Below are 25,739 nucleotides of genomic sequence, written 5' to 3'. Positions count from 1 at the left end.
CTGCGTCACGGCGCTGAATCGAAGGCCAGGCGTGCCTCCTCCGCCGCCGCCTTCGTGCGTCCATCGACTGCGAGCGCAGCGCCAGCGCGGAGCGCGACAGCGCTGAGGCAGGATCGCGATGCCCCGACGCCGGCAATTCCGCTTCGCGCAGCAGGCGCGGCAGGCCCCCGGCGAATTCGTTCGCGATGACGAGTTCTGGGCATGAGCCGGACCCGAATGCTGCGGGAAGCTTCGCACACCGAACGCAAGGCGAGGATCTTCCCATGCTGCACATCATCCCAGCGCCGTCGGCCGCCCCGCATCGAGGCACCACCGAGAAGGCGCACCGGCGCGGCGCGGCGCGTCGCGCCGACCGCGAGCGGGTGGCGGATGCCATCCGCCTCCAGCGTCCCGGCCCGACGGCACAGCCTCTGCCGGGTCGGGCGACCTGGCTGCGCCATCTGCGCACCACCACGGCATTGACCACGGCCAGCGGGCTCGTGGCCTTTGCCCTGTTGGGCGTGGCGACCGCGCAGACCGTGCTGCCGCCCAACCAGAGCCTGCCCTACGTGCCGCACCTGTCCGGCACGGCAGGCACGCCAGGGAACGAAGGCAATCCGCCGACTTCAGGCGGCCCCGGCGGTGCCGGCACGGCCGTGGACATCACGGTGCCCGCCGGCGTCACCTGGCAGTCCAACAGCGCCGGGCCGTTGATCGGGCTCGACACCTCCGGCGGCAATGGCGGCCGGGGGGGCACCAGCGACTGCGACACCTGCGCCTACCAGAACGGCGGTGATGGCGGCGCCGGCTTAGGCGCCGGCAGCGCGACGCTGCAGATCGGCGGTTCGCCGGCCCAGCCGGGCTCGATCACCAACCAGGGCGCCGGCCCGGCTATCGCGATCGTCGCCAATGGCGGATCGGGTGGCACCGGCGGGAACCCGGCCAATCGCGGGACCGGCGGTCGGGCCGGCACATCCGGCAGCGCCGGTTCGATCACCTTCGGCATGGTCGCCGGGGCGAGCGTCGCGGCCACCGCCCCCGGCACGCCCGCCATCATCCTGCAGTCCAGCGGCGGGAATGGCGGCAATGGCGGGGATGGCACCGTCACCCACATCGATCATGCCTATGGCCCGAACGGCGCGTCGGGCCAGTCCGGCGGTGCCATCCAGACACCGGCGACCCCGATCGGGGGCACGATCACCTCCGCCGGCTCCGGCATCGTCGCCATCAGCCGGGGCGGCAACGGCGGCTGGGGTGCCGAGGCGGGTTCGGAAATCGGTTCCGTGACCGCCGGCACCGGTGGCGCCGGTGGCCTGGGCGGGCTCATCATCCTGAACCTGGAGGGGGCCAGCGTCACCGCGCAAGGGGCCAGCGGCCCGGGCACCGGCGGCCAGATCACCGTCGATGCCGGCACCAACGGATCGACCACGGCCAACGCCTCGGTCATGACGGCCGCGATGTCCGCGGCCAGCATCGGCGGGCTCGGCGGATACAGCGACGTGGCGAACGGCAACATCGTATCGCATGGCGGCAATGGCGGAGCCGGCGGCAATGGCGGGTCCGTGCAGATCAACGTGGATGGCGGCCGCATCCAGACCACCGGCTACGGCGCCATGGGCCTCGTGGCGGTCAGCGCCGGCGCGGCCGGTGGCACGGGCGGGGAGGCCGGTGCCGTCTGGAGCCGGAGCGGCGGCGCAGGCGGCACGGGCGGGAATGGCCTCGATTCGACCATCACCGTGACCGACGGCACCATCCTCACCACGACGGGCCGGCATGCCGATGGCGTGCTTGCGCTGAGCGTGGGCGGCGGCGGCGGCATCGGTGGCGACGTCGAGGGCGGCGGTCTGGGCATGTCCCTGGCGTTCGGCGGCCACGGCGGCAACGGCGGCGATGGCGGAACGGCCATGGTCTTCAACGGCCTCTTCAGCGAAGGGCTGTTTCCGGGCGGCGTCGTCTCGACGACCGGCAGCAGGGCGCGGGGCCTGTCCGCCCTGAGCGTGGGCGGCGGCGGCGGTCGCGGCGGCGACGCCAACACCGCCGATCTCGGCGTGGGCGCCTTCGCGATCGGCGGCAATGGCGGCACCGGCGGTGCCGGTGGCTTGGCGGAGGTGACCAATTTCGGCGTGGTCCAGACCACCGGCCTGCATGCCGTGGGCATCGACGCGCAGAGCATCGGCGGCGGCGGCGGCAATGGCGGCGCGGCGCATGCCTACAATATCAGCGCCAGCGGCGTGATCAACCTGAGCGCGGCGGCCGCCGTGGGCGGCACCGGTGGCGGCTGCACCCCGAACGGCGCCTGCCCCACCGGCGGCACGGCCACGGTGCTGAACTACGGCCAGGTCCTGACCATGGGCGGCGACGCGCATGGCATCCGCGCGCAGAGCATCGGCGGCGGCGGCGGCCATGGCGGCGCCAGCGTCGCCGAGAACCTGATGGTCAACCTCTCGCCGGAGGAAACACCCACGATCCAGCTCACCGCCTCGATCGGCGGTAATGGCGGCCGCGGCGGCGATGGCGGGCCGGTCGCCGTGTTGAATGCCGGCATGGTCATCGCCCAGGGCGTCGGCGCGCATGGCATCATCGCGCAGAGCATCGGCGGTGGCGGCGGCACCGGCGGCGATTCGACCGCCACCACCAGCTCGATCACGCCCTCCAGCCTGAGCATCACCACCGCGATCGGCGGCAGTGGCGCCGGCGGCGGCGATGGCCGCAGCGTGAACGTCAACAACAGCGGCCTGATCTGGACGCTGAACCGGCTGGCGCCGGGCATCTCCGCGCAGAGCATCGGCGGCGGCGGCGGCACCGGCGGCTACGGCAATGCGAGCGCGGACAACTACACCGACCGCGAGGGCACGGGGCTCGCCGTCAATGTCAGCCTGGGCGGCACCGGCGGCGTGGGTGGCGAAGGCGGCAACGTCACCGTCACCAACTACGTCACGGCGGCCAATACGCCCGACCCGACGGGCGCGGGGGGCTACGGCGCCGGCGCGATCGCGACGATGGGCGACGGGTCCGATGGCATCTATGCCCACAGCATCGGCGGCGGCGGCGGCAATGGCGGCAACGCCAGCGCGAATGGTGGCAGCGGCACGGTCATCCTGAATATCTCCCTGGGTGCCAATGGCGGCTCCGGCGGCAGTGGCCACACCGTTGCCGTGGACAACGGCACCGGCACGATCCAGACGCTCGGTGGCCATTCCGCCGGCATCTTCGCGCAGAGCGTCGGCGGCGGCGGCGGCCGCGGCGGCAATGGCGGCCAAAGCGGCGACGACGACCCGAACTTCACCGTCAATACGCTGATGCAGCAGGGCCTCGGCCTGAACGGCGAGGTTACGCAGGTGGTCGACGGCGTCTACCAATGGACCGGCCAGGTCGCCGGCTATTTCGACCAGCCCGGCACGCTGAGCGCCGTCGTCAACGCCTACATCGACAGCAACATGGCGGCCGCCAAGCCGGAGACGCCCGAATCCTCCGAGAGCAGCCTGACCGTCAACCTCGGCGCCGGGCTCTCCGGCAGCGGCGGCGGGGCGGGCAATGGCGGTCAGGTGACCGTCCTGAATGCCGGCAGCATCACGACCGCAGGGCCGCTCTCGCCGGCAATCTTCGCGCAGAGCATCGGCGGCGGCGGCGGCCTCGGCGGCGCCTCCAACCCGGCGATGGACCAGGCGCAGATCAGCAGCAGCAAGGTGACCCTGTCCATGAGCCTGGGCGGCGCCAACGGCCTGAGCGGATCCGGCGGCCGTGTCGGGGTCACCGTCAGCGGCGTCATCGTGACCGGCGGCGACGCCTCGCCGGGCATCCTGGCGCAGAGCATCGGTGGCGGTGGCGGCCATGGCGGCGTCACCATGATGGGCGCGAGTAACACCACCGACGGTTCGGGGCTTCTCGGCACCGTCACGCTGGGCATGGATCGCACCGGCAATGGCCGCGCGGCCTGGAACGCCCCGGCCGGCGGCCCGGTCGCCGTCACCACCAGCAACGTCACGACCACGGGCGATGAATCGCCGGGCGTGCTGGCGCAGAGCGTCGGCGGCGGCGGCGGCATCGCCGCGGCGATGTCGGGTGTCTACAACCCGCGGACCGGCGGCTGGACCAGCGCGCTGAACAGCCTGCCGGCGGACAGCCCGCAATGGGTCGATTTCCGCTTCATGGCGAATGCCCCGGCCGGTTCCACGGGCGGGCCGGTCAATGTCACGCTGCAGCCGAACGGGATAAGCTGGGGGAACATCTCGACCGGCGGGCAGAATTCCTACGGCATCCTGGCCCAGTCAGTCGGCAATGGCGGCGGCATCGCCATCACCGACTACACCCCCTACGCGATGGCGAACTTCATTGCGCCGGAGCTCGCGGTGGCGGGCAGCAATGCCGGCGCCGTCACGGTCACCACGGTCGGCCCCTCGGTGATCACCACGACCGGCGACGGCGCGGTCGGCATCCTCGCGCAGAGCGTCGCCGGCGGCGGCATCGTCGGTGGCATGGACGGCGTCGCCATGACTTACCGGACGGTGAACTACCAGGCGCAGAGCTATGGCGGCACCGTCACCGTCAACAACAGCGCCGACATTCATGTCAGCGGCGCCTATGCGCATGGCATCTTCGCGCAGAGCACCGCGCTCGGCGGCGCCTTCGGCCCGGCCGTCGGTACGCCGGGCACGCTGGTCACGGCGGCCTCGGCGGGAAGCTGCGGCAGTGATTGCGCCAGCGTCGGCCAGGTGACGGTGAACCACGATGGCGGCACGATCTTCGTCCACGGCGCCAATGCCTATGGCATCGCGATGATCAGCCAGGGCAACCCGAGCGGCACCAACAACACGACGCTGAATGTCGGCCCGGGCGGCTGGATCGCGACCGACGTCAATGCGGCGGGCGCGGTCTTCATCGGCGGCGCGGATGCCAATGCCGTCAACAACTACGGCATCATCAACGCCCAGGCGGCCGGGCTGGCCTTCGCCACCTGGGCCGACTCCGCCAACACCCGGGCCACGGCCCATATCGTCAACTACGGCGGCATCATGGGGTCCGCCGTGCTCGGCGATGCCAGCGTCTTCACGAATGCCGGCGGCGGCCAGTGGCAGATGGGTCCCGTGGTGGATCTCGGCGCCGCCGGGCGGGTGAACAATGCCGGCACGCTCGAGGTCGGCCATGGCCGCTCCATGGCGGGGACGACGCTGACCGGCTCGCTGACGCAGAGCGCGGGCGGCCGCCTGGTGGTGGACACCGACCACGCGGCGCGGCGTGGCGACCTGCTGACCGTGCATGGGGCGGCCACCATTGCCGGCCGGGTCGAGACCCGTCCGGCCAGCGTGGCCAACGCACCCGTCACCGTGTTGACCGCAACCGGAGGCGTCACGCTCGACCCGGCAACCACCGCCACGCGGACCGCGGCCTTCAACTTCCAGCCGCTGAGCGACGGCACCAGCCTGCGCATCCACCCGCGCGCCGACTTCGTGAATGTCGCCAGCGGCCTTGGCGCCGCGCAGGCCCCGATCGCGGGGCACCTGCAGCAGGTCTGGGACAGCGGTGGCTCGCTTGGCGACAACGGCTTCACGCTGCTTGCCGGCATCGACGATGGCGCCACCTATGGAAGGGCGATGGACACGCTTTCGGGCCAGACCCTCGGGGCCATCGCCGCCTGGCGCTTCGCCAGCAGCCAGACCTTCGTCAACAACATGCAGAGCTGCCCGACCTTCGTGAATGAGAGCCTGGTGCTGCGCGAGGAGAACTGCAGCTGGGTTCGCGCGACCGGCAGCACCGCCACGCAGAACGCGCTGGACGGTGCGCTGGGCTATCGCGTGAACACCGAGACGGTGCAGCTCGGCGGGCAGTGGGAATTCGCCCCCGACTGGTTCATAGGCGCCTCGGCGGCCTATGAGAACACCCGCTTCTCGGGCGAGCAGGGCACGTCGCGTGTCACCGGCAATGGCTGGGTTGGCGGGTTGGCGGTGAAGTACAATCCGGGCAACTGGCTGTTCACCGGCGCGATCGATGCGGGCTTCGGCAACTATAGCAGTTCCCGCCAGGTCGAGGTCGGGGACTTCGTGCAGACCGCGACGGCTTCGCCTGACGCCTGGCATGTTGGGGGAACGCTGCGGGCCAGCTACCAGGCGGCGTTCGACGGCTTCTATCTGCGCCCGATGGCCGAGCTGCGGCTGATCAACGTCGCCAATAGCGGGTACACCGAGACGGGCGCGGCGCCGTTCAACCTGGCGGTGTCTTCGGCCTCCAGCACCACGGTCGCCGGGACCGGCGCGCTCGAGCTCGGGACGCGGATCAACCTTGGCGAGACGGGCACGCTGCATCTTTTCGCAAGCGCCGGGCTCAGCCTGTACGGCAACGACGGCTGGGCGGCGGACGCACGCTTTGCCGCAGCACCGGCGGGCACCAGCAACTTCCGGGCGACGACACCGATCCCCGACATGCTCGGGCGGTTCGCTCTCGGCGCGAACCTCTACACCACCGGCAACCTGGCGATTCGCGTGCAATACAGTGCGGATATCGGTGATGGATTTGCCGCCCATACCGGCATGGCGCGCGTCGCATATCGCTTCTGATCAAACAGCCAAGAAGGGTTACGACGATGCCGAGGCAAGAACGCGTGGCGCGCGGGGCATGGCCGCGTGGCGTGGCGGTCATTGCGGCGCTCGCGGCCATGCCGGCCATGGCGATGGCCCAGGTGCCAAGGTCCGTGGCACCCGCCACACCACAGACGGCGACCACCCTCCAGCCGGATCGCACGACGGCCCAGTACGGGGAGTGGATGCTGCGCTGCCAGACGACGGGTGCCGAGGGGCGGAGTTGCGATGTGTCGCTGACCATCATCGACCAGCGGGCACAGCCTCTCGTACAGCTCCTGATGCGGCAGGGCACGAATACGACCAACCTTGGCGTTTCCGTCCAGGTCGGTGTCAGCGTGACCGTATCCGAGCCGGCGCGGCTGGTGGTCGAGGATACCGCTGCCGCCACGCTGCCCTTCCAACGCTGCGTACCGCAGGGTTGCTTTGCCGAAGGCCAGCAGGATGAGACACAGATGGCCGCCGCCGGCCGCGCCGAGACGATGCGGCTGGAATACCGCAACGCCGATGGCGCGCCGATCGTGTTCCAGATGCCGACGCGCGGACTCGCCGCCGCATTGCGGGCGCTGAGATCGATGTAGATCGGGACGGGCATGGCTACGAGCGGGCCAGGCACGAGCAGACCGGGGAGCGCTTTAGGACGACGAGCAGGCTGTGAGAGGAAGGACCACCATGTCGCGGCTGATCGACGCTGACGAGCTTGATCTTCTGTCCATCGGCGCCTGGATTCTGGGAACCGGTGGCGGCGGTTCGCCCTATGCCTCCCATCTCGTCGCCCGGCAATTCTACGAGGATGGCGGCCGCATCGCGCTTCTCGACCCCGATGAACTCGCCGATGACGACCTCGTGGCCGTGGTCTCGACGATGGGCGCGCCGCTGGTCTTCCAGGAACGGATGACCGACGCCGCCTTCGCACTCAAGCCGGTGCGGATGATGGAGGCCTATCTCGGCCGTCGATTCCGGGCCGTGATGACGGTGGAGATCGGCGGCTGCAACGCCTTCCAGCCCCTCCTCGTCGCCGCGGCATCCGGCCTGCCGGTCGTTGATGCGGACGCGATGGGCCGGGCCTATCCCGAGGCACAGATGCAGACCTTCTCCATCGCCGGGCTGCAGATGGTCCCACATGTGGTTTCGGACATCCGCGACAATGACGTGATCATCCCCAGCGCCTCCGGCTGGCGGGAGATGGAGCGTGTCCGGCGCAAGCTCTGCACGGAATACGGATCGGTCGCGACAACCTGCCAGGCACCACGCACCGGGGCCGAGGTGAAGCGTCACGCCGTGCTGCGCAGCCTGTCGCAGGCCATCGCGCTGGGCCGCGAGGTGCGCCGCGCCAGGACGGCGCATGAGGACCCCGTCTTGGCGACCGTGGCGGCCGCCCATGGCAAGCGGCTGTTCACGGGCAAGGTGATGGATGTGCAGCGCCGCACCACCGAGGGCTTCCTCCGCGGATCGCTCAGCCTTTCGGGGCTCGATGCTGATGCCGGCGCGCGCTTCGAGATCAAGTTCCAGAATGAGTTCACCATCGGCCACCGCGATGGCGCAGTGATTGTCACCACGCCCGACCTGATCTGCGTGCTCGACAGCATCTCAGGCGAGGCGATCGGCACGGAGAGCCTGCGCTACGGCCAGCGCGTGACGGTGATCGCCCTGCCATCGCAGCCGATCCATCGGACGGAGGAAGGGCTGCGCCATGTCGGTCCGCGCGCCTTCGGCCATGACATCGATTTCCGCAGCGTCTTCGAGGAGCATCCGGCATGAGCCGCATCGGAATCGATGTCGGCGGCACGAACACCGATGCCGTGCTGCTGGAGGACGGCAAGGTGCTCGCCGCGGTGAAGAGCCCGACCACCGCCGATGTCGCCGACGGCGTCCGTCAGGCCTTGGCCGATCTGCTCGCCGCGGCTGCCGGCCTGCCGGCGGCTGAGCGCATCGAGGCGGTGATGATCGGCACCACCCACTTCACCAATGCCGTGATCGAACGCCGGCATCTCGACCGCGTCGCCGCACTGCGAGTCGGCCTGCCTGCCAATGCCGGGCTCCCGCCTTTCATCGGCTGGCCGAAGGATCTGGCGGGCGTGATGCGCGGCAGCACCCACATGCTGCGCGGTGGGCACGAGTATGACGGGCGGATCCTGGTGCCGCTCGACCGCGCGGCCGTGCGCAGTGAGGCGCACCGCATCGCAGACAGCGGCATCACCGCCATGGCCATCACCAGCGTCTTTTCCCCGCTCACCGATGAATGTGAGCGCGAGGCCGCGGAGGTCGTGCGGGAGGTCATGCCCGATGTCCGCATCACGCTGTCTCACGAGATCGGTCGCATCGGGATGCTCGAGCGTGAGAATGCAGCGTTGCTGAATGCGGGTCTGCAGGGTCTCGCGCAGCGCACAACGGCGGCCTTCCGGCGCGCGCTGCGCGACAGCGGCATCGCCGCGCCGCTGTATCTGACCCAGAATGACGGCACCATCGTGCAGGGCGCGGTGGCGGAGCGCCACCCGGTTTACTGCTTCGCCTCGGGCCCCACCAACAGCATGCGTGGCGCGGCCTTTCTTTCGGGCCTGAGCGATGCGCTGGTGGTCGATGTGGGCGGGACGACAAGCGATGTCGGTTGCCTCAAGGGCGGCTTTCCGCGCCAGGCCAATGCGACCGTCGAGATCGGCGGTGTGCGCACACTGTTCCGAATGCCGGACCTGATCTCCATCGGCCTCGGCGGCGGCACGGAAGTCGGCGAGGGAGGTCGCCGGATCGGGCCGGGCAGCGTTGGCTTCCGACTGCCGGAGAAAGCGCTGTGCTTCGGCGGGGATACGCTGACTGCCACGGATATCGCAGTGGCGGCAGGGCGCCTCGCGCTGGGGGATCCTCGACGCGTGCGCGCGCTACCCGCGGCGCTGGTTCGCGACAGCCTGGCCCGCATGGAGCGCATGGTTGCCGAGGTGGTGGATCGCATGAAGACCGACGCCGCGCCAATGCCCCTGATCGCGGTGGGCGGCGGCAGCTTTCTCGTACCCGACCACATGGAAGGGATTTCCGAGGTGGTGCGCATCGAACACCATGCGGTGGCCAATGCCGTCGGCGCGGCCATCGCGCAGGTCAGTGGCGAAGTGGACCGGATCTTCTCGGGCGTCGAGCGTGAGACCGCGCTGGATCGGGCAAGCCGCGAAGCAACGCGGCGGGCGATCGAGGCCGGCGCCGAGGCGAGCAGCGTGCAGACGCTGGACGTGGAAGACATCCCGATCGCTTATCTTCCCGGCAACGCACGCCGTATCCGTGTACGCGTCATCGGGGAGATCAGGCGGCTCACCACCCAGAGCAGTTCAGGTCGACCGTGCTCACCTGGACCACGGTGATGCCCTTCTTGCGTGACATCGTGCGCGACGCCGCCAACCGCCGCGCGCAGCGTTTCGCCGCGCCGCCTCGGCACGAGCGACCATGCCGGATCAGCGCAGCCAATGGGCAGCTCTGGCTGTTCGAAGAATAGGAATCGCGTGACGGTTCATGGCCTGCATATCGCCGTCGCACCGTGGATGTGGAGCGTAGTCAGAACTGGTGATGCCTGCATCGTTGTGACCTCGCAGAAATCCGCCGCGGATCCGGCCCGCAAGGGTCGGCTGGTGATGGAGCGATGTGAGATGCCTGGACAGAACACCGATGTTGAACATCGCAGCTGGTGCCCTGCTGAAGAGCAGCCAGCGCGCTGGCTGCTCGCCGGCCATCCTACCGGCTTCTGGTACGTCTTCTGGGCGGAGCTTGCGGAACGCGCGAGCTTCTGGGGCATGCGGGTGCTGCTATCGCTGTACCTTGTCGAAATGCTCGGCTTCTCAGAAGCGAATGCGGGCTCCGTGGCTCAGCTCTTCAATGCCGCATGTTACCTCACGCCCATTCTTGGCGGCTTCATTGCCGACCACTACCTTGGCCGGTACCGCACCATCATCTGGTTCTGCGTGCCGTATCTTGTCGGCCACCTGTGCTTCGGCTTCTTCCGGGGCGAAGTCGCGTTGTTCCTGGGATTGCTGCTGATCGCGCTAGGGTCGGGCGCCATCAAGCCAAACACATCGACACTGATGGGACTCATGTACGAGCGGCTTGGCCGTCGACACCTGCTCGACGAGGCGTTCGTCTACTACTATGCCGCCATCAACCTGGGCGCCACGATCACCTCGCTCGCCGTTCCCATCGTTCAGTCGTCCCATGGGTACGGGCCGGCGCTGATGATTCCGACGGGCCTCATCGCGCTGTCCATGCTGATCTTCTGGCGCGGTCGCCGGTACTTTCCAACCGAGAATATTGTTGTCCGGCCGTTCTCTGCCTCACGTCCGCAATGGCAAGAGGAGCGTGCCGTGCTGCTCCGGTTGGCTGGCATCCTGACGCTGGTCGCGATCTACTGGTTCCTGGCCGACCAATCGAGCTCCACCTGGGTCTTCCTTGCCAACGACCACATGGACCTGACCCTTTGGCCCACCGGCCTGGCGCTAACCGCTGCGCAAACCCAGGCACTCAACCCGCTCATGATCCTGCTGTTCACGCCGCTTCTCCGCCCGATCTGGCGCCGCATGGAAGCTCTGCGCGGCAGGCAACTTGGGCCGGCGGACAAAATGACCGTGGGTTTTGTCCTGACCGTCCTGGCTATGGCGGTCATGGCCCTGGCCGGCCATGTGGCAGAAAGCGGCAAGGCTTCGGTGTGGTTCCTGGTACTGGCAACGCTGCTGATCACCCTGGCCGAACTCTGCATTTCCGCGATCGGCCTGCAACTGTGCTATCTGGCCGCGCCTGCTTCGATGAAATCACAGGTCATGGCCTGGTTCCTGCTGACAAGCTTCTTCGGGGACAGCGCTGGGGCTGCCTTTACCCAACTTTATGGGACAGTCGGGAACGCATCCTACTTCGCGCTGCAGGCCCTGATCGCAACCGGGGCAGTGGCCGGCATGGCATGGATCGCAGCCGGACTCGGGATCAGGCGGTGACCTATCCGATCGATCTGGTCGACTCCTTCGCCGAGATCATTTTCGTGGAGGATCTCGCCTGCGACGACGGCACCGTCATCTGCGGCCCCGAGGCACCGCCCCCGGCTACGCGGCGAAGCGAAATTGATCCCTGCCTGATCCGGAGAGCGACCACGATGGACAACCTCAACACATCCCGTCCCGAGGCGCCGATACTCATTCGCGACATCGGCAGCTTCCTCCTCGGCGGGCACATGACGACGCTTGCCGGCTTACCGCCGCGCGGGCGCGTCAGCACGCCGGGCGGGCCCGTGCACCCGACCGACCCGAACGGTGAGATCATGGTCGGGCAGCTCTATGTCCAGTACGTGCGGTTGGCCGAGCCTCGGGGCGCGGCTCCGCTTCTTCTCTGGCACGGCGGCGGGATGACCGGTGTGACCTGGGAAACGACACCGGACGGCCGCCCCGGCTGGCAGATGTTCTTTCTTCGCGCAGGGCTCGACGTCTTCGTCTCCGACGCAGTGGAACGGGGCCGCGCCTCCTGGGCGCCCTACCCGGAGGTCTACCCCGAGGCGCCCTTCTTCCGGACGGCGCGCGAGGCCTGGGAGGAGACCTTCCGCTTCGGCCCTCCCGGCTCCTGGCGCCCCGACCCTGCCCAGCGCGCGACACACCCGGGCCTGCGCTTCCGGGCGGAGCACATGGAGGCATTCATGAGCCAGTTCGTGCCGCGCTGGAGCACGAACGACGCATTCACCCAGGCCGCCTACGACGCTCTCGTCGCGCAACTGGGCGGGGCAATGATCCTCACCCACAGCCAGGGCGGCAACTTCGGCCTGCGCGCCGCGCTCGCGGCGCCGGATCGCGTGCGGGCCGTCATCTCGCTCGAACCGTCCGGCGCCCCTGACCCGCAGGCCGCGGACCCCGCCCGGCTGCGCGGGGTGCCGCACCTCTTCGTATGGGGCGACTACCTGGATCGGCACCCCTTCTGGGTGAACTCGCTCCCGAACGTCCGACGCTGGCACGCCGCTCTTGTCGCGGCCGGGGTGGAAGCCGAGTGGGTGGACCTGCCGGCGCGCGGGATCCGGGGCAACAGCCACGCGCTTATGGCCGACGACAACAGCGACGAGATCGCCGGGCTCGTGCACGACTGGATGGCGCGTCACGACCTGATCCGTCGAAAGCGGGCCTCAGATCATCCTCGGTCGGGTCGCATCCCGCCGCAAAGCCACTTGCCGGAGCAGCGAGATGAGACCGGCGCCAGCCCGTGCTCCGACATCTCCCGCGCGGCGACCTGACGCGAGGAGCAACCCCATGCCACCCATCCTCATCGTCGGTGCCGGCCCGGTCAGCTTGACCGCCGCCGCCGAACTGGCGCGCTACGGCCTGCCGGTCCGGATCTTGGACCGCAGTCCACGCCCGGCCGAGACCTCCCGCGCCATCGTCGTCTGGAGCCGCACGCTCGAGTTGATGGATCGGATGGGCTGCGCCGCCTCCTTCCTGGAGGCCGGGCACCGCGTCCGTGGGGCCGCAATCCGCAGCGGCGGAAGGGTGCTGGGGTGCACCAGCTTCGGCGACATCGCCAGCGCCTACGACTTCGCGCTCATCGTGCCCCAAAGCGACACCGAGCGCCTGCTGACCGCCCATCTGCGGAACTACGGCATCATCGTGGAGCGCGAGGTGGAGCTGGCGTCCTTCACGGCGTCCGACGATCGGGTCACCGCACGGCTGGTCCACGCGGACGGGCGTGAGGAGGAGGCGGAGACGCCCTGGCTGGTCGGCTGTGACGGCGCGCACAGCGCGGTACGCCACGGGCTCGGTGCCGAGTTCCGCGGCGCTACGCAGCGCGACGACTGGGTGCTCGCCGACGTTCGGCTGGAGGGGGCCGGGAGCCCGCCGGCAGACGAGATCACGACCTACCTGCACCAGGACGGTCCGCTCGTCGTCTTCCCGATGCGGGGAGGCCGGGCGCGCCTGATCGCGGCGGTCGGGGAGGCCGGACCGGACCAACCAAGGACCGAACCAAGCCTCGCCGATGTCCAGGCGCTCCTGGATCACCGGGCCGGCGGGGAGGTTCGGGCCCTCGACCCCGTCTGGCTCGCCGCCTTCCGCATCAACGGGCGCAAGTCGCGCGACTACCGGGTCGGGCGAGTCTTCCTCGCAGGCGATGCGGCGCACATCCACTCCCCAGCGGGCGGGCAGGGCATGAACACGGGGATACAGGACGCGATCAATCTCGCCTGGAAGCTGGCGATGGTCGCGAAGGGAGGGGCGACGCCCGCTTTGCTCGACAGCTACTCCCCCGAGCGGAGCGCGGTGGGCGAGATGGTGCTTCGGAACGCGTCGCGCATGACGGACATGGCGACACTCTCAAATCCCGCGGCGGTTGCGGCGCGGAACGCCGTGCCCCACTTCGTGCTCGGCTTCCACGCCGCGCAGGAACGGTTGGCGCTCACGCTGAGCGAGATCGAGATCGCTTACCCCGACAGCCCGCTCTCGAGCGGCCGGCACGCGGGGACGCGGCTCGCCCCGGACAACTATGACGGACCACCGCCGGGGTCCGGTGCAGTGCCGCGCTCGTGCTCTACGCCCCCGACGCGGCGCGCGGCGCGGAACTCGCGGCACGCTTCCCGGCGATCCTGGAACCGCGACCCCGGACGCCGCCCTTCGCCGGCAGGCTGCTGATCGTGCGGCCGGACGGGTATGTCGGCCTGTCGGAAGCGGCGGGTGCCTGGGACGAGGCGGAGGCTTACCTGAGACGGCTCTCGCCGCCACATATGGCAGGGCCGGCGGACTGATGGCCGCAGAAATGATCAGCGACGCGATCCTGGATGGCGCATAGGGCGATGTGGGCGGTGGCGCCCCATCGAAGCGCATGGCCTGGACCGGATGGTGAGCACCTGATGGCCGCCGGCCAGATCCGGCCCCGCGCGCCGCGCGGCAACCCGGTCCTGTCCGGCTGAGATCGTCGTGCCGCATCAGGATCGGAATTTGAACATCGGGTCGGGATGGGCTGTGGCATGATGAGACCGGCCCAAGCCTTGGCATTGGCCAAAGAACAACCGCACGAGGAGATGCCCGATGAACGCTGGTTTCGCCCGCCGCGACCTGTTCGCCGCAGGAGCCGCCGCAGCGGCGGCAATGATTTTGCCACGCGCAGAAGCCGAGGCAGCCGCGCCCATGCGCAACGACCTGCCGCCAGCCTGGCACCGCTTCAAGTGGGGTGACTTCGAGGCGACTGTGGTCTCCGACGGCAGCCTGCCGCTTGGCAAGCCGCAGGACAGCTTCGTCGGTCCTGGCGCCGATCGGATCACCGGCATGCTGACCGACGAATTCCTGGACCCCAACGCGGCCACCCTCGAGCAGAACGTGCTGGTTCTGAACACCGGGCGGCAATTGCTGCTGTTCGACACCGGCATGGGCGAGAGCATGGGGGCCGACTCCAAGATGTTCGGCCCAACCACGGGCCGCCTGCTGGCCAATCTGCGCGCCGCCGGCATCCAGCCCGAACAGATCGACATGGTCGTCGCCACCCACGCCCATTGCGACCATGTCTGGGGATTGGTGGATGCCAGCGGCCAGCGCGTGTTCCCGAACGCGCAGGTGGCGATCAACGAGGCCGATGTCCGGTTCTGGACCGACGATTCGAACAAGCGCGGCCCGGCCTTCATGAACGTCTTCATCGAGGGCGCGAAGAAGAACCTGAACGCGTACCGCGACCGCTTCGTCATGGTGCGCAACGAGCAGGAGGTGGTGCCGGGCGTCACCGCCATCTTCGCGCCCGGCCATACGGTGGGCCATACCTGCTACGCCATCACCTCGGCGGGCCGCACGATGCTGAACAGCGGCGACCTGGCGCATCACCAGGTGCTTTTGCTGCGGCGGCCGCTGATGGAGTTCTCCTTCGACACCGACCCGAAGCTGTCGGCGCAGACCCGCGCCCGCATGCTCGACCGGTTGGCGACGGACCGGCATGCGGTGCTGTCCTACCACTTTCCCTGGCCGGGGCTTGGCCATGTCCGCAAGGAAGGCGATGGCTATGGCTGGGTGGCGACACCGATGAACGTCACCAGCCTCGGCTGAACCTTTTGCCGGGGCGGAGATCGATCTCTCCGCCCCGGCAAGATCACCGACGATTCTTTGCGGGCGTCGCATCAGTGGGGCGTGGGGCGCCCGGCCGCGACGCGTGCCTTCAGCCTTGCGCCGCGAATGCACCGTCCTGCGTGATCTCGCCCCGCTCGATGACATAGGTGGTGTCCACCAGCGACGTCAGCAGCTGCGGGTTGCTCTCGGTCACCAGCAGCGCGACATCGGGGAAGGATGCCTGCAGCTCTCGCAGCGCCGCCGCGTAGCGCTGCGCAAGCACAGGGGCAAGGCCCTGGAAGGGCTCGTCCAGCAGCACGGCGCGCGTGCCGACCATCAGCGCGCGGCCCAGGGCCACCATCTTGCCCTGCCCGCCGGAGAGCCCGGCCGCGCGACGGTCCGCCAGTGTCGCGAGTTCTGGCAGCAAGGTGAAGATGGCATCCAGCCGCCGGCCGATCTCGCTTTTCGCCAGGCCCAGCACCTCGGCCGGCAGCAGCAGGTTCTGGCGCACGGTGAAGACGCCGAACAGCCGCCGCTCCTCCGGCGCGTAGCCAACGCCGAGGCGCGCGCGGTGATGCGCCGGCACCGCGGTCGCATCCTTGCCTTCTATCAGCACCCGGCCGCCGCGAAGCGGCAGCAGGCCCATCATGGCGCGCAGCGCCGTCGTCTTGCCGGCGCCGTTGCGTCCAATCAGCGCCACGCAACCGCCGCGTGGCAGGGTGAGCGAGACGTCGCGCAGCACCGGCGCACCCGCGATGTCCACCACCACCGACTGCAGCTCAAGCATGGCGCTCGATCCCGATCACCTCGCGCTGCACCACCGGGTCGGCCAGGATCTGCGCCGGCGGGCCGAGCGCCACGATCCGGCCCTGGGACCAGACGGCCACGCGGTCGGCGAAGCGCGCGACGACGTCCATGTCGTGCTCGACGAAAACGGCCGTCACGCCCGCCTCGCGCAGCACGCGCGCGAGCGTTTCCACCACCGCCATCTTCTCGGACGCCGAGACGCCGCTGGTCGGCTCGTCCATCAGCAGCAGGCGCGGCTTCAGCGCGACCGCCATCGCGATATCGGCCAGCTTGCGCGTGCCCTCGTTCAGCGCGTCGGCGCGCCGGGTGGCGAGGGGAAGCAGGCCGAAGCGGTCCAGCAACTCCCGCGCCTCGTCGCGCCAGGCCGGGCGGAGCAGGGGCACGAAGGGCGACCAGATCCCCTGGCGCGCCGCAATCGCGAGGGCGGCGTTCTCCTCCACCGTGTGCTCCGAGAACAGCTGCGGCAACTGGAACGACCGCGCGATGCCGCGCCGCACGATCTCCCGCGGGCGGCGGCCGGTGATCTCCGCACCCTCATAGGTGATGGTGCCGCCTTGCGGGCGCAGGTAGCCGGTGACCATGTTGATGAAGGTGGTCTTGCCCGCCCCGTTCGGGCCGATGATGGCGAGGAACTCGGCACGCATGACCGCGAGGTCGATGCCATCCGCCGCCTTCACGCCACCGAAGGCGAGGCGGAGTCCGCGCGCCTCGAGCAGCGCGGTCATGCGGCACCCCTTCGCTGCAGGCGGAGCGCCAGCAGGCCCCAGATGCCGCCGCGCGCGAACAGGATGACCAGCAGCAGCACGGCGCCGAGGATCATCTGCCACATGTCGGCGACCGTCGCCGCCGCATAGACCCGCACCAGCTCATAGGTGACCGCGCCCAGGAAGGGCCCGAGCACGCCGCCCGCACCACCGAGGATGGCGATGAAGACCAGCTCGCCGGAAGCCGTCCAGTAGGACAGCAAAGGCGTGACGTGGCGCGTCGCCATCGCGATCAGTGCGCCTGCGCAACCGGCCATCGTGGCGGAGAGGACATAGGCCGCCAGCAGCACGCTGCGCGCCGAGACGCCCATGAAGTCCAGCCGGGTCTCGCGTGTCTTGATCGCGGTCAGAGCCTGGCCCATCGGGGAGGCGAGATAGACACGGGCGAAGGCGCCGAATCCGAGGGCCAGCGCCAGCGCGATGCCGAAGATCGTCCATTCATGCGTCACACGGTCGAGCTCCAGCCCGGCCACCGTAAGCGGCGGCACGCGGATCCCGTCGGTGCCCTTGGTGTAGTGGTAGAACTTCTCCAGCATCGAATAGAACACCATGCTCAGGGCCAGGTTGAGCATGCCGAAGAAGATCTCGCGGTAGCGCGACACGAACAGGCCGATGAGGGTGCCGACAACGGCCGTCGTCAGCGCGGCCGCCGGCAGCAGCAGCGCGGCATCCGGCAGCACGGGCGCCAGGAAGGCGACCGCATAGGCGCCGAGCGCGACGTAGAGGGCGTGGCCGAAACTCACCTGGCCCGCACGCAGCAGCAGCATGATGCCGAGCACCGCGATCCCCTTCGCAAGCGCGATCGTCAGCACGAATTTCAGCCAGGGCGTGGTCATGGCCGCCAGGACCAGCGCGCCGGCGCCGAGGAGGGCAAGCAGCAGTTCGATCCGGCGGAGGGTCATACGCGCCGGGTCTCCACCACGCCGAACAGGCCCTGCGGCCGCACCAGCAGCACCGCGACCATGATGATGTAGGGCACCACCACCTCGAGTTCGGGATAGAACGTCACCGCGATGGAGCGGCCGATGCCGATCATCAGCGCGGTCAGCGCCGCGCCCTCGATCTGGCCGAGGCCGGCCGTCGCCACCACCGCGAAGGACAGCACGATGGTGGAGGCGCCGATGCCCGGCACCAGGGACGATGTCGGCGTGGAGAGCGCGCCACCCAGGGCCGCCAGCATGGCGCCGAAGGTGAAGGTCAGCAGGAACACCTTCCGCGCGTCGATCCCCATGGCGGTCGCCGCCTCGCGGTCCATGGTGACGGCCAGGATGACGCGTCCGGTCAGCGTGCGCCGCAGGAAGATCGCGAGGCCGACAAGGGTCACGACCGCCACCGCCGGCAGGAGGATGACCTGGTAGGTGTTGTAGGGGATGACGTCGGTGCCGAAGGGCACGTCCACCGTGCCCATCAGCGAGACGGGCGTGCTGAAGGAGACCGGCTGCACGCCCCAGACCAGCTTCTGCGCATCCTCCAGGATCATGAAGAGCGCGAAGGTGACGAGAAGCTGCAGCACCGGCTCCTCATCATAGATGCGCCGTAGCAGCAGCCGCTCGATCAGCGGACCGAGCACGAGGCCCACCAGCATCGCGGCGAACAGGAGGGCGGGGAGGGAGGCCCAGGCCGGCAAGCCCGCCGAGGCCGCGAAGAAGCCGACCGAGGCCGCCGCATAGGCGCCGATCGCGAACAGGCTGCCATGTGCCACGTTCAGCACGCGGAGCACGCCGAACACCAGGTTGAGCCCGACCGCCACCATGAAGATCAGCGCGGCGCTCGCGATGCCGTCCAGCAGCGCGAGGCCGAGTAGCGGCCCGTTCTCCGTGAACCAGTTACCCACCGGGAGGTCAGCCTTCCGCGGTCAGCCGGCCGCCGAGATCGGATCGGGAACCCGGTTCACCATGTCCGGCGTCAGCGTGCGCAGCCAGGCGACGCTGTTCTGGCCGGCCGGCGTGGTGACCAGGTCGGGCGGGAAGATCACCATCTTGTCCATCACCGCGAAGGGGAAACGGTCCGTATGCACGGTGGTGCCGATGAGCTGCGGCTCCAGGCCCTGGCCGTCCTCGCGGATGCGCATGCGCGAGGTCGGGCTGTCGAATTCGAGGCCCGGGAAGGCGGCCGCGAGCTGCGCATCGGACGGCCAGTTGCCGCCATTCGCCTGCATCGCCTTCGCATGGGCGGCGCGCAGCGCGCTGAAGGCCTGCGCCATGTGGTAGGTCGGGTAGATCGGGTAGGCGTCGGCGCGGCGCCGGTAATTCTCCACGAAGCGCTGCAGTGCCTGCGGATTCGCCGGGCGCGGGTGCTGGTGCCAGTGGTCGCCGCGGCTGCCGACGATGTGCCCGGCAGGCAGGCTGCGCCCGACGCGCTCGAGCGAGGATTCGGCCAGCGGCAGCACGAAGGTCGAGCGCTCGAACAGCCTGCGCTCGGCGGCCTGGCGGATGAAGGTGTCCAGTTCGCCGCCCCAGCTTGTGCTGAGGATCACATCCGGTCGCAGCGCCAGCAGGCGTGTCACCTCTGCCGAGAAGTCGGTCGCGCCGAAGCGGGGGAAGAGCTCGGCGACGACGCGGGTACCGGGCTTCAGCGCGTCCATCGCGGTCTTCCAGATCTCCCAGGAATCGCGGCCCCATGCGTAATCCTGGTTCAGCACGGCGACGGTGCGAAAGTCGGGCTTCGTCTTCATCAGGTAGAGCAGCGGCGCCAGGATCTCGGGCGTCGCATTGGCCTGGGTGCGGAAGGCGTACTGGTAGCGTCGCTCCTCGAAGATGCGCTGCGTGCCGCAGTCCCACAGCACCGTCACCTTCCGCAGCTCCTCGCCGAGCGGGGTGCAGGCCAGGCAGGAGCCCGAGGAGATCGAGGCGAACATGACGTCCACCCGCTCGTTTTGCACCAGGCGCCGGAACTCTCCAACCAGATGGTCGATGCCGGGTGCTTCGTCCACGAAGAACAGGCGCACCGGCACGCCGCCGATGCCGCCTTCGCGGTTGATCTCCTCGGCCAGCATCTCGGCCGCGTTGCGTCCTGGCACCCCGAAGACGGAGGCTGGGCCCGAGAGAAAGGTGGTGACGCCGATCTTCAGCTCGGAGGGGCGCTGCACCGGCGCCTGGGCCGAGAGGGAAGCGGGAAGCAGCACCGAGCCGAAGCCTGCGGCGAGCGCCGTGCGGCGAGTGAGCTGGAACGGTAACGGCATGAACTTTCTCCCTTGAGGCTCCCCGTTCTTGGTCGGGGTTTGGGTGGATGCGGCAGGTCCAAGGGGTAGTGGATCAGGCGGTGGCCCGGCATCGGCGACCGCGGCGCGCGTTTCAAAACCGTGTCAATTCCCCGTCCCGACGGGACTGAGGGCAGATTTGCCTCCTACTGATAACGTCGCGGGCGCGATCACTTTGTCGATGCCGCGCAACCGCCTCTCGACCTCAGCAGAGGGCCGATTCGGGTCGATGTCAACGATTGGATCAGCAAGGTTTGGCATCGTGCGTTGCGCTGCTGGTTTTCGCCCTTGCGCTGATTTCCGCCCCACCTCTCGCCGAGGTTTCCTCCGCCGTGATCGGCTCTTCTTGCGCTATACGACAGTTGATGGCGCTGGACTTCCCGGCCGAGCTGGCGGGAATGCGCCGCGCCAGGGTTCGCCACCGAAGGTGCTGGCAAGCTGCGCCGCGACCTCGGTCGCGACCGCGCAAGGGGCCAGCACCGCTCGGAGCCAGCCGGATCCAGGCCCAGGACGCGATCCAGACACTGCGCTCCGCCAGATCTACGCGGTCTCAGCTCGTCGCCCGCTGAATGATCTCCACGGGTACGGTGATGTGCTGCGGCGCCGGGTCGCCGGACAGTCGGGCGATCAGGCAGCGTGCCGCCATCTGGCCCATCTCCGCCCCATCCACGCTGACCGTCGTCAGCGCCGGTTCCAGCGCCCGGCCGATCTCTAGGTCGCCGAAGCCGCATACAGCCAGGTCGCGCGGAACCTCCAGGCCGCGCACCCGCGCCTCGATGACCAGACCGGCCGCCAGCAGGTCGGAACTGCAGAACACGGCACCGCCGCGAGGAAGCTCGCGCAGTAACCCATCGAGCGAGCGGCGGCCTTCCATGATCGTGCTGGGCGGTGCCACCAGCCGCTGGAAGGCGATGTCGTGGCCGCGCCGCCCCAATGCCGCACGAAAGCCCTCCAGCCGCTCCAGCGCACGCGAATCATCGGAGGAGATGATGCCGAAGCGTTCGTAGCCACGGCCCATCAGGTGCGTGGCCACGGCCTCGCCGGCACCGACATGGCTGAAGCCGACCTGCAGGTCGCCATCCGGCGATCCGTCGCCCCAGATCTCGGCGATCGGGATGCCGGCCTGGGCGAGGCGCCGCCTGGCCGCTGCGGAGTGCACCGCGCCGACCAGCAGCATGCCGTCCGGCTGCCGGCCCAGCAGCGTGGTCACGAGCTGCTCCTCGTTGCGGTCATCGAAGCCGCCGAGCCCAAGGACGACGTTGTAGCCCGCCGCGGACAGGGTGCTGGTGAAGGACTGCAGCGTCTCCGCATACATCGGGCTGGCGATCGTCGGCACGATGGCCACCACCATGCGGGAGCGGCGTGAGGACAAGGCGCCGGCCGTCAGGTTCGGCACGTAGCCCAGTTGCTTCACCGCCGTCAGCACGCGTCGCAAGGTGGCCTTCGACAGCAGATCCGGCGTGTTCAGCGCGCGCGACACCGTGATCGCGGAAACGCCGGCGGCAGCCGCCACGTCGGTGATCCGAACCGGCGCGCGGCCCGGCGGCTTGCCGGATCGACCGGCATCGGAGTGGTCGTTCGAAGGCATGCGCCGCGAGGAAAATCCATGTTGACCGGGGACGTCCCACCTAACCACGCGGCACGACGTGCCGCCAGCCGATGATCTGTTGACGCGGGTGCCAAGAATGGTATCGTTAACATGATCGCTGCATAGGGATCGCGCCAAGCTGTCCGCCACAGGCGGCCGAAGCATGGTAGCGATGTCATAAAGGGCCGCCAGCAAGGTGGCCCCAAGGGAGAATGCCCGAATGTCCGAGCTGTACTCTTCCATGCTCACCAGGCCCTCCACCTCCGCGGATGGCCCGCGCCTGCGCGCGATGGCGCCGGCCCTCGGCGCCGAGATCACCGGGCTCGAGCTCGGTACGAGCGTGACGCCGGCCGCCATCACGCTCGTGCTGGATGCCCTGCACCGCTACGGCGTAATCGTGGTCCGCGACCAGCACCTGACGCCGGCCGAGCAGCTTGCCTTCATGGAGAAGCTCGGCCCGGTCAAGAAATCCGCCTATAGCCGCGCCAATGCCTTCAGCGTGCCGGGCCAGCCGGACATGATGGTGATCTCCAACATCGTGGAGAACGGGCGCAACATCGGCCTGATGGATGCTGGCGCCATGTGGCATGCCGACGGCACGCATATGGCGCATCCCGACATGTACACGGCGCTCTATGCGCTCGAGGTGCCCTATCGCGACGGCAAGGCGCTGGGCGACACGCTGTTCACCAGCGTGGCGGAAGCCTTCGACGCGCTGCCCGATGCGCTGCGCAGCCGCATCGCCGGCCGCAAGGCCGTGCACAGCTTCACGCATCACCTGGAGAAGAAGCGCCGCCAGGGCGACCTGCGCCGGCCACCGCTGACCGATGCCCAGAAGGCGGAATATCCGGATGTCGAGCATCCGATCGTCGCCGTGCATCCGGTGACCGGCCGCAAGGCGCTGTTCGTGACCGAGGGCCACACGGCGCGAATCGTCGGCCTGTCGCCCGAGGAAAGCGATGCGCTGCTCGAGGAACTCTGGGCGCATATCCGCCGCCCCGAATTCATCTACCGTCACAGCTGGAAGGTCGGCGACCTGCTGATCTGGGACAACCGCGCGACGCAGCATCTTGCGATCTTCGACTATGGCGACCTGCCGCGCCGCATGCATCGCGTGGAGACGCTCGGCCCGGTGCCGGTTTGATCGCGGTGCCCGCAAGGCCCGTTCTGCTCACCGGCGCCTCCGGCGCGCTGGGCAGCATGCTGGCGGCCCATCTTTCCGAGGTGGGCTTCGACCTGGTGCTGACGGATATCAAGCCGTTTCCCGGCCCGCTGCCGCTCAGGGCGCGCTTCGAGCGGGCCGATCTCTGCGATCGCCCGGCGATCCTGGCCCTTGGCGAAGGCTGTGGCGCCATCGTGCATTTCGGCGGCGTCTCCACCGAGCGGCCGTTCGATGAGGTGCTGGGCCCGAACATCGGCGGTCTGTTCAACATCTACGAGGCGGCGCGGCTGGCTGGTGCGCGGGTGATCTTCGCCTCCTCGAACCACGCCATAGGCTTCCACGAACGGAGCTCGCCGCTCGACGCCGATTGCGAGCTGCGGCCCGATACCTATTACGGCCTGTCCAAGGCCTATGGGGAGCTGATGGGCCGGCTCTACTGGTACAAGCACGGCGTCGAGAACCTCTCCATCCGCATCGGCTCCGGCTTCCCGGAACCCAAGGACCTGCGGACGCTGTCGAGCTGGCTGTCCTACGCCGATCTCGCACGGCTGGTCGCCGCGGCGCTGCGGGCCGAGGAGGTCGGCTGCGACATCATCTGGGGCGCCTCCGCCAATAGCCGGAGCTGGTGGCGGGACGATGCGCGGAAGCGGATCGGCTGGGCACCGCGGGACAGCGCGGACGACTATGCCGCAGCCTTCGCCGGCATCGTCAGCGACGACCCGATCACCGAGCGCTACCAGGGCGGCCATCTCTGTGCCCGCGACTACACCAGGACACGTCCGCCGCCCTAGAGCCGTTTCACCGAAAGCGAAGACGGTGAAACGGCTCTAGCTTATTGTTCCAACGCATTTTCCGAGTCGCCTTGCGAAGCCGCAAGGCTTGAAAATGCTCTAGCCGCGGCGTGCCGGCGGGTCAGCGGATGGGAGGAAAAAAGGCGAGATGACAGACAGACCATCGTTCAAGGCGCGGCTGCGCGGTGACAAGACGCTGTACGGCTTCTTCGTCGGCATTCCCTCCCCGGCCACCGTGGAGGTCGCGGGCTGGTCCGGCTTCGACTTCGTCATCATCGACACGGAGCATGGCGGGGCGGGGCTGGAGACGCTGGAGCACATGCTGCGCGCGGCGGCAGCCTCCGGCATCGCCGCGCTGGTGCGCGTGCCGCGCGGCGGGGCGGATGACATCCTGCATGTGCTGGATCTCGGCGCCGATGGGATCATGGTTCCGCATGTGACCAGCGCGGAAGTCGCGGCGCGGATCGTGCAGCATTCCTACTACCCGCCGCTCGGCCGCCGCGGCATCAGCACCCTGTCCCGCGCGGCGCGGCACGGCACCGGCGATGGCGCCACCATGCTGCGGGAACAGGCGGGCCGCACCACGGTGATCGCGATGATCGAGGATGCGGAGGCGCTGGGCCAGGTGGGCGCGATCGCGCGCGTGCCGGGCGTGGACGCCCTGTTCGTCGGCCCGAACGACCTGGCTTCCTCGATGGGCCATCTGGGCAATCTCGCGCATCCGGAGGTCACAGGCGCCGTCACGCGGATCCGCGAGGAACTCGCCGCCATGCCGGATGGCCCGGCCTTCGCCACCATCGCGCGTGCCGCACCGCAGGCGCGCGAGCTGGCCTCGCAGGGGGCGCGCATGATCTGCTTCAACACCACCAACATCCTGGTCAATGCGCTGCGCACGCTGCGGACGGACCTGCATGCGTGACATGTCGCGCCCTGAGGAGCTGCAGGCGGAACTCTTCACCGCCCTGCCGGAGGATCTGCGCTGGCGCGGTCCCTCAAGTTTCTGGGCGCAGAGCCGCGCGCATGCGGCAGGGCCTGTGCACTCCTTCCTGGAGGGACCGTCCTTCGACCGCGACGGCCACCTCTGGTGCACCGACATCCCGCATGGACGGATCTTTCGCATCGACCCGGGCGGCCGCTGGGTGCTCGTCACGCAGTATGAGGGTGAGCCCAACGGGCTGAAGATCCACCGCGACGGCCGCATCTTCCTGGCCGACAGGGCACACGGGATCATGGTGATGCATCCGGAGGAGAAGATCGTCCGGCCCTACGTGACCCGCCCGAATGCCGAGCGATTCCGTGGGCCGAACGACCTGTTCTTCGGCCCCGACGGGACGCTCTACCTCACCGATCCCGGGCGCAGCCATCTGGGCGATCCGACCGGCCGGGTCTTCCGCATTCCACCGGCGGGTGGCTCCGCGGAACTGCTGATCAACAATGCGCCAACGCCGAACGGCCTGGTGCTGGATCACGACGGCCACAACCTGCTGGTCGGCGTGACGCGCGGCAATGCGGTGTGGCGTTTTCCCGCCGCGGGCGATGCGGCTTCGCGGCAGATCGACCTCTTCATCCAGCTCAGCGGCGGCCTGGGGCCGGATGGCCTGGCGCTGGACGAGGCGGGCAACATTGCCGTGGCGCATGCCCGCAACGGCACGGTCTGGCTGTTCTCCCCGGATGGCGAGCCCCTGCTGCGCATCCGATCCTGCACCGGCAAATCCGTGACCAACATCGCCTATGGCGGGCCAGACCGGCGCGACCTGTTCATCCTGGAAGCCTCCACGGCCTCCGTGATGCGGGTGCGCATGCCGGTGCCGGGCCGCGCCATGTTCTCCCACGCCTGACGCGCATCGAAGTGGAAGC

At 69.1% G+C, this 25,739-nt stretch carries 19 protein-coding genes; 13 read left to right on the top strand and 6 right to left on the bottom strand.

Annotated features, from left to right (window positions below):
- The first annotated feature begins 263 nt into the window (after positions 1-263).
- From HB662_RS03815 to HB662_RS03780, 9 genes are all read left to right on the top strand, one after another.
- Positions 264-6,530, top strand: a complete 6,267-nt coding sequence (locus HB662_RS03815) for an autotransporter outer membrane beta-barrel domain-containing protein (RefSeq protein WP_168047277.1) — start codon at positions 264-266, stop codon at positions 6,528-6,530.
- A gap of 44 nt (positions 6,531-6,574) precedes the next feature.
- Positions 6,575-7,132 (top strand): invasion associated locus B family protein, encoded by a 558-nt coding sequence (locus HB662_RS03810; protein ID WP_168047275.1) that lies wholly within the window; start codon positions 6,575-6,577, stop codon positions 7,130-7,132.
- A 91-nt stretch (positions 7,133-7,223) separates the two neighbouring features.
- The gene (locus tag HB662_RS03805) at positions 7,224-8,312 is read left to right on the top strand and encodes a DUF917 domain-containing protein (RefSeq protein WP_168047273.1); all 1,089 of its coding nucleotides are present in this window, start codon (positions 7,224-7,226) and stop codon (positions 8,310-8,312) included.
- On the top strand, positions 8,309-9,898 hold the full coding sequence (locus HB662_RS03800) for a hydantoinase/oxoprolinase family protein (protein WP_168047271.1): 1,590 nt from the start codon (positions 8,309-8,311) through the stop codon (positions 9,896-9,898). The genes HB662_RS03805 and HB662_RS03800 overlap by 4 nt, the downstream gene beginning before the upstream one ends.
- Before the next feature lie 8 nt (positions 9,899-9,906).
- On the top strand, positions 9,907-10,029 hold the full coding sequence (locus HB662_RS29610; RefSeq protein ID WP_280863885.1) for a hypothetical protein: 123 nt from the start codon (positions 9,907-9,909) through the stop codon (positions 10,027-10,029).
- A gap of 7 nt (positions 10,030-10,036) precedes the next feature.
- Complete coding sequence (locus HB662_RS03795) at positions 10,037-11,512, top strand: POT-type proton-dependent oligopeptide transporter (protein WP_168047269.1); 1,476 nt, start codon at positions 10,037-10,039, stop codon at positions 11,510-11,512.
- Positions 11,509-12,786 carry an alpha/beta hydrolase family protein gene (locus HB662_RS03790; protein WP_209443076.1) on the top strand — a complete coding sequence of 426 codons (1,278 nt, stop codon included), beginning with the start codon at positions 11,509-11,511 and terminating at the stop codon, positions 12,784-12,786. The genes HB662_RS03795 and HB662_RS03790 overlap by 4 nt, the downstream gene beginning before the upstream one ends.
- Before the next feature lie 16 nt (positions 12,787-12,802).
- Complete coding sequence (locus tag HB662_RS03785; RefSeq protein ID WP_209443075.1) at positions 12,803-14,173, top strand: FAD-dependent monooxygenase; 1,371 nt, start codon at positions 12,803-12,805, stop codon at positions 14,171-14,173.
- A 396-nt stretch (positions 14,174-14,569) separates the two neighbouring features.
- On the top strand, positions 14,570-15,571 hold the full coding sequence (locus tag HB662_RS03780; protein ID WP_168047267.1) for an MBL fold metallo-hydrolase: 1,002 nt from the start codon (positions 14,570-14,572) through the stop codon (positions 15,569-15,571).
- A 109-nt stretch (positions 15,572-15,680) separates the two neighbouring features.
- Here HB662_RS03780 and HB662_RS03775 read toward each other — a convergent pair whose 3' ends face one another.
- From HB662_RS03775 to HB662_RS03750, 6 genes are all read right to left on the bottom strand, one after another.
- Entirely contained in the window at positions 15,681-16,358 is a 678-nt protein-coding gene (locus tag HB662_RS03775) for an ABC transporter ATP-binding protein (RefSeq protein ID WP_168047265.1), read from the bottom strand.
- On the bottom strand, positions 16,351-17,103 hold the full coding sequence (locus HB662_RS03770) for an ABC transporter ATP-binding protein (RefSeq protein WP_168047263.1): 753 nt from the start codon (positions 17,101-17,103) through the stop codon (positions 16,351-16,353). Before HB662_RS03770 ends, HB662_RS03775 begins: the two co-directional genes overlap by 8 nt.
- Positions 17,100-18,044, bottom strand: a complete 945-nt coding sequence (locus HB662_RS03765) for a branched-chain amino acid ABC transporter permease (protein WP_168047261.1) — start codon at positions 18,042-18,044, stop codon at positions 17,100-17,102. Before HB662_RS03765 ends, HB662_RS03770 begins: the two co-directional genes overlap by 4 nt.
- Entirely contained in the window at positions 18,041-18,976 is a 936-nt protein-coding gene (locus HB662_RS03760; RefSeq protein WP_168047259.1) for an ABC transporter permease subunit, read from the bottom strand. The genes HB662_RS03765 and HB662_RS03760 overlap by 4 nt, the downstream gene beginning before the upstream one ends.
- A 21-nt stretch (positions 18,977-18,997) precedes the next feature.
- Positions 18,998-20,323: an ABC transporter substrate-binding protein gene (locus HB662_RS03755; protein WP_168047257.1), complete on the bottom strand. Its 1,326-nt coding sequence runs from the start codon at positions 20,321-20,323 to the stop codon at positions 18,998-19,000.
- A gap of 568 nt (positions 20,324-20,891) precedes the next feature.
- Positions 20,892-21,854 carry a substrate-binding domain-containing protein gene (locus HB662_RS03750; RefSeq protein ID WP_168047255.1) on the bottom strand — a complete coding sequence of 321 codons (963 nt, stop codon included), beginning with the start codon at positions 21,852-21,854 and terminating at the stop codon, positions 20,892-20,894.
- A gap of 295 nt (positions 21,855-22,149) precedes the next feature.
- Here HB662_RS03750 and HB662_RS03745 point away from each other — a divergent pair, with 295 nt between their 5' ends.
- The 4 genes from HB662_RS03745 (at position 22,150) to HB662_RS03730 (ending at position 25,720) form a co-directional block, all read left to right on the top strand.
- Entirely contained in the window at positions 22,150-23,073 is a 924-nt protein-coding gene (locus HB662_RS03745; protein ID WP_168047253.1) for a TauD/TfdA dioxygenase family protein, read from the top strand.
- Between the two features lie 5 nt (positions 23,074-23,078).
- Entirely contained in the window at positions 23,079-23,882 is an 804-nt protein-coding gene (locus HB662_RS03740) for an NAD-dependent epimerase/dehydratase family protein (RefSeq protein WP_342449435.1), read from the top strand.
- A 148-nt stretch (positions 23,883-24,030) separates the two neighbouring features.
- Entirely contained in the window at positions 24,031-24,801 is a 771-nt protein-coding gene (locus tag HB662_RS03735; protein WP_168047251.1) for an HpcH/HpaI aldolase family protein, read from the top strand.
- A 1-nt stretch (position 24,802) separates the two neighbouring features.
- A complete protein-coding gene (locus tag HB662_RS03730) occupies positions 24,803-25,720 on the top strand; it encodes an SMP-30/gluconolactonase/LRE family protein (RefSeq protein WP_168047249.1) in 918 nt (305 codons plus the stop codon).
- Positions 25,721-25,739 lie beyond the last annotated feature (19 nt).

This window comes from Falsiroseomonas frigidaquae (assembly GCF_012163145.1).
Taxonomy (GTDB): Bacteria; Pseudomonadota; Alphaproteobacteria; order Acetobacterales; family Acetobacteraceae; genus Falsiroseomonas; species Falsiroseomonas frigidaquae.
This window is presented reverse-complemented; position numbering and strand designations above follow the sequence as displayed.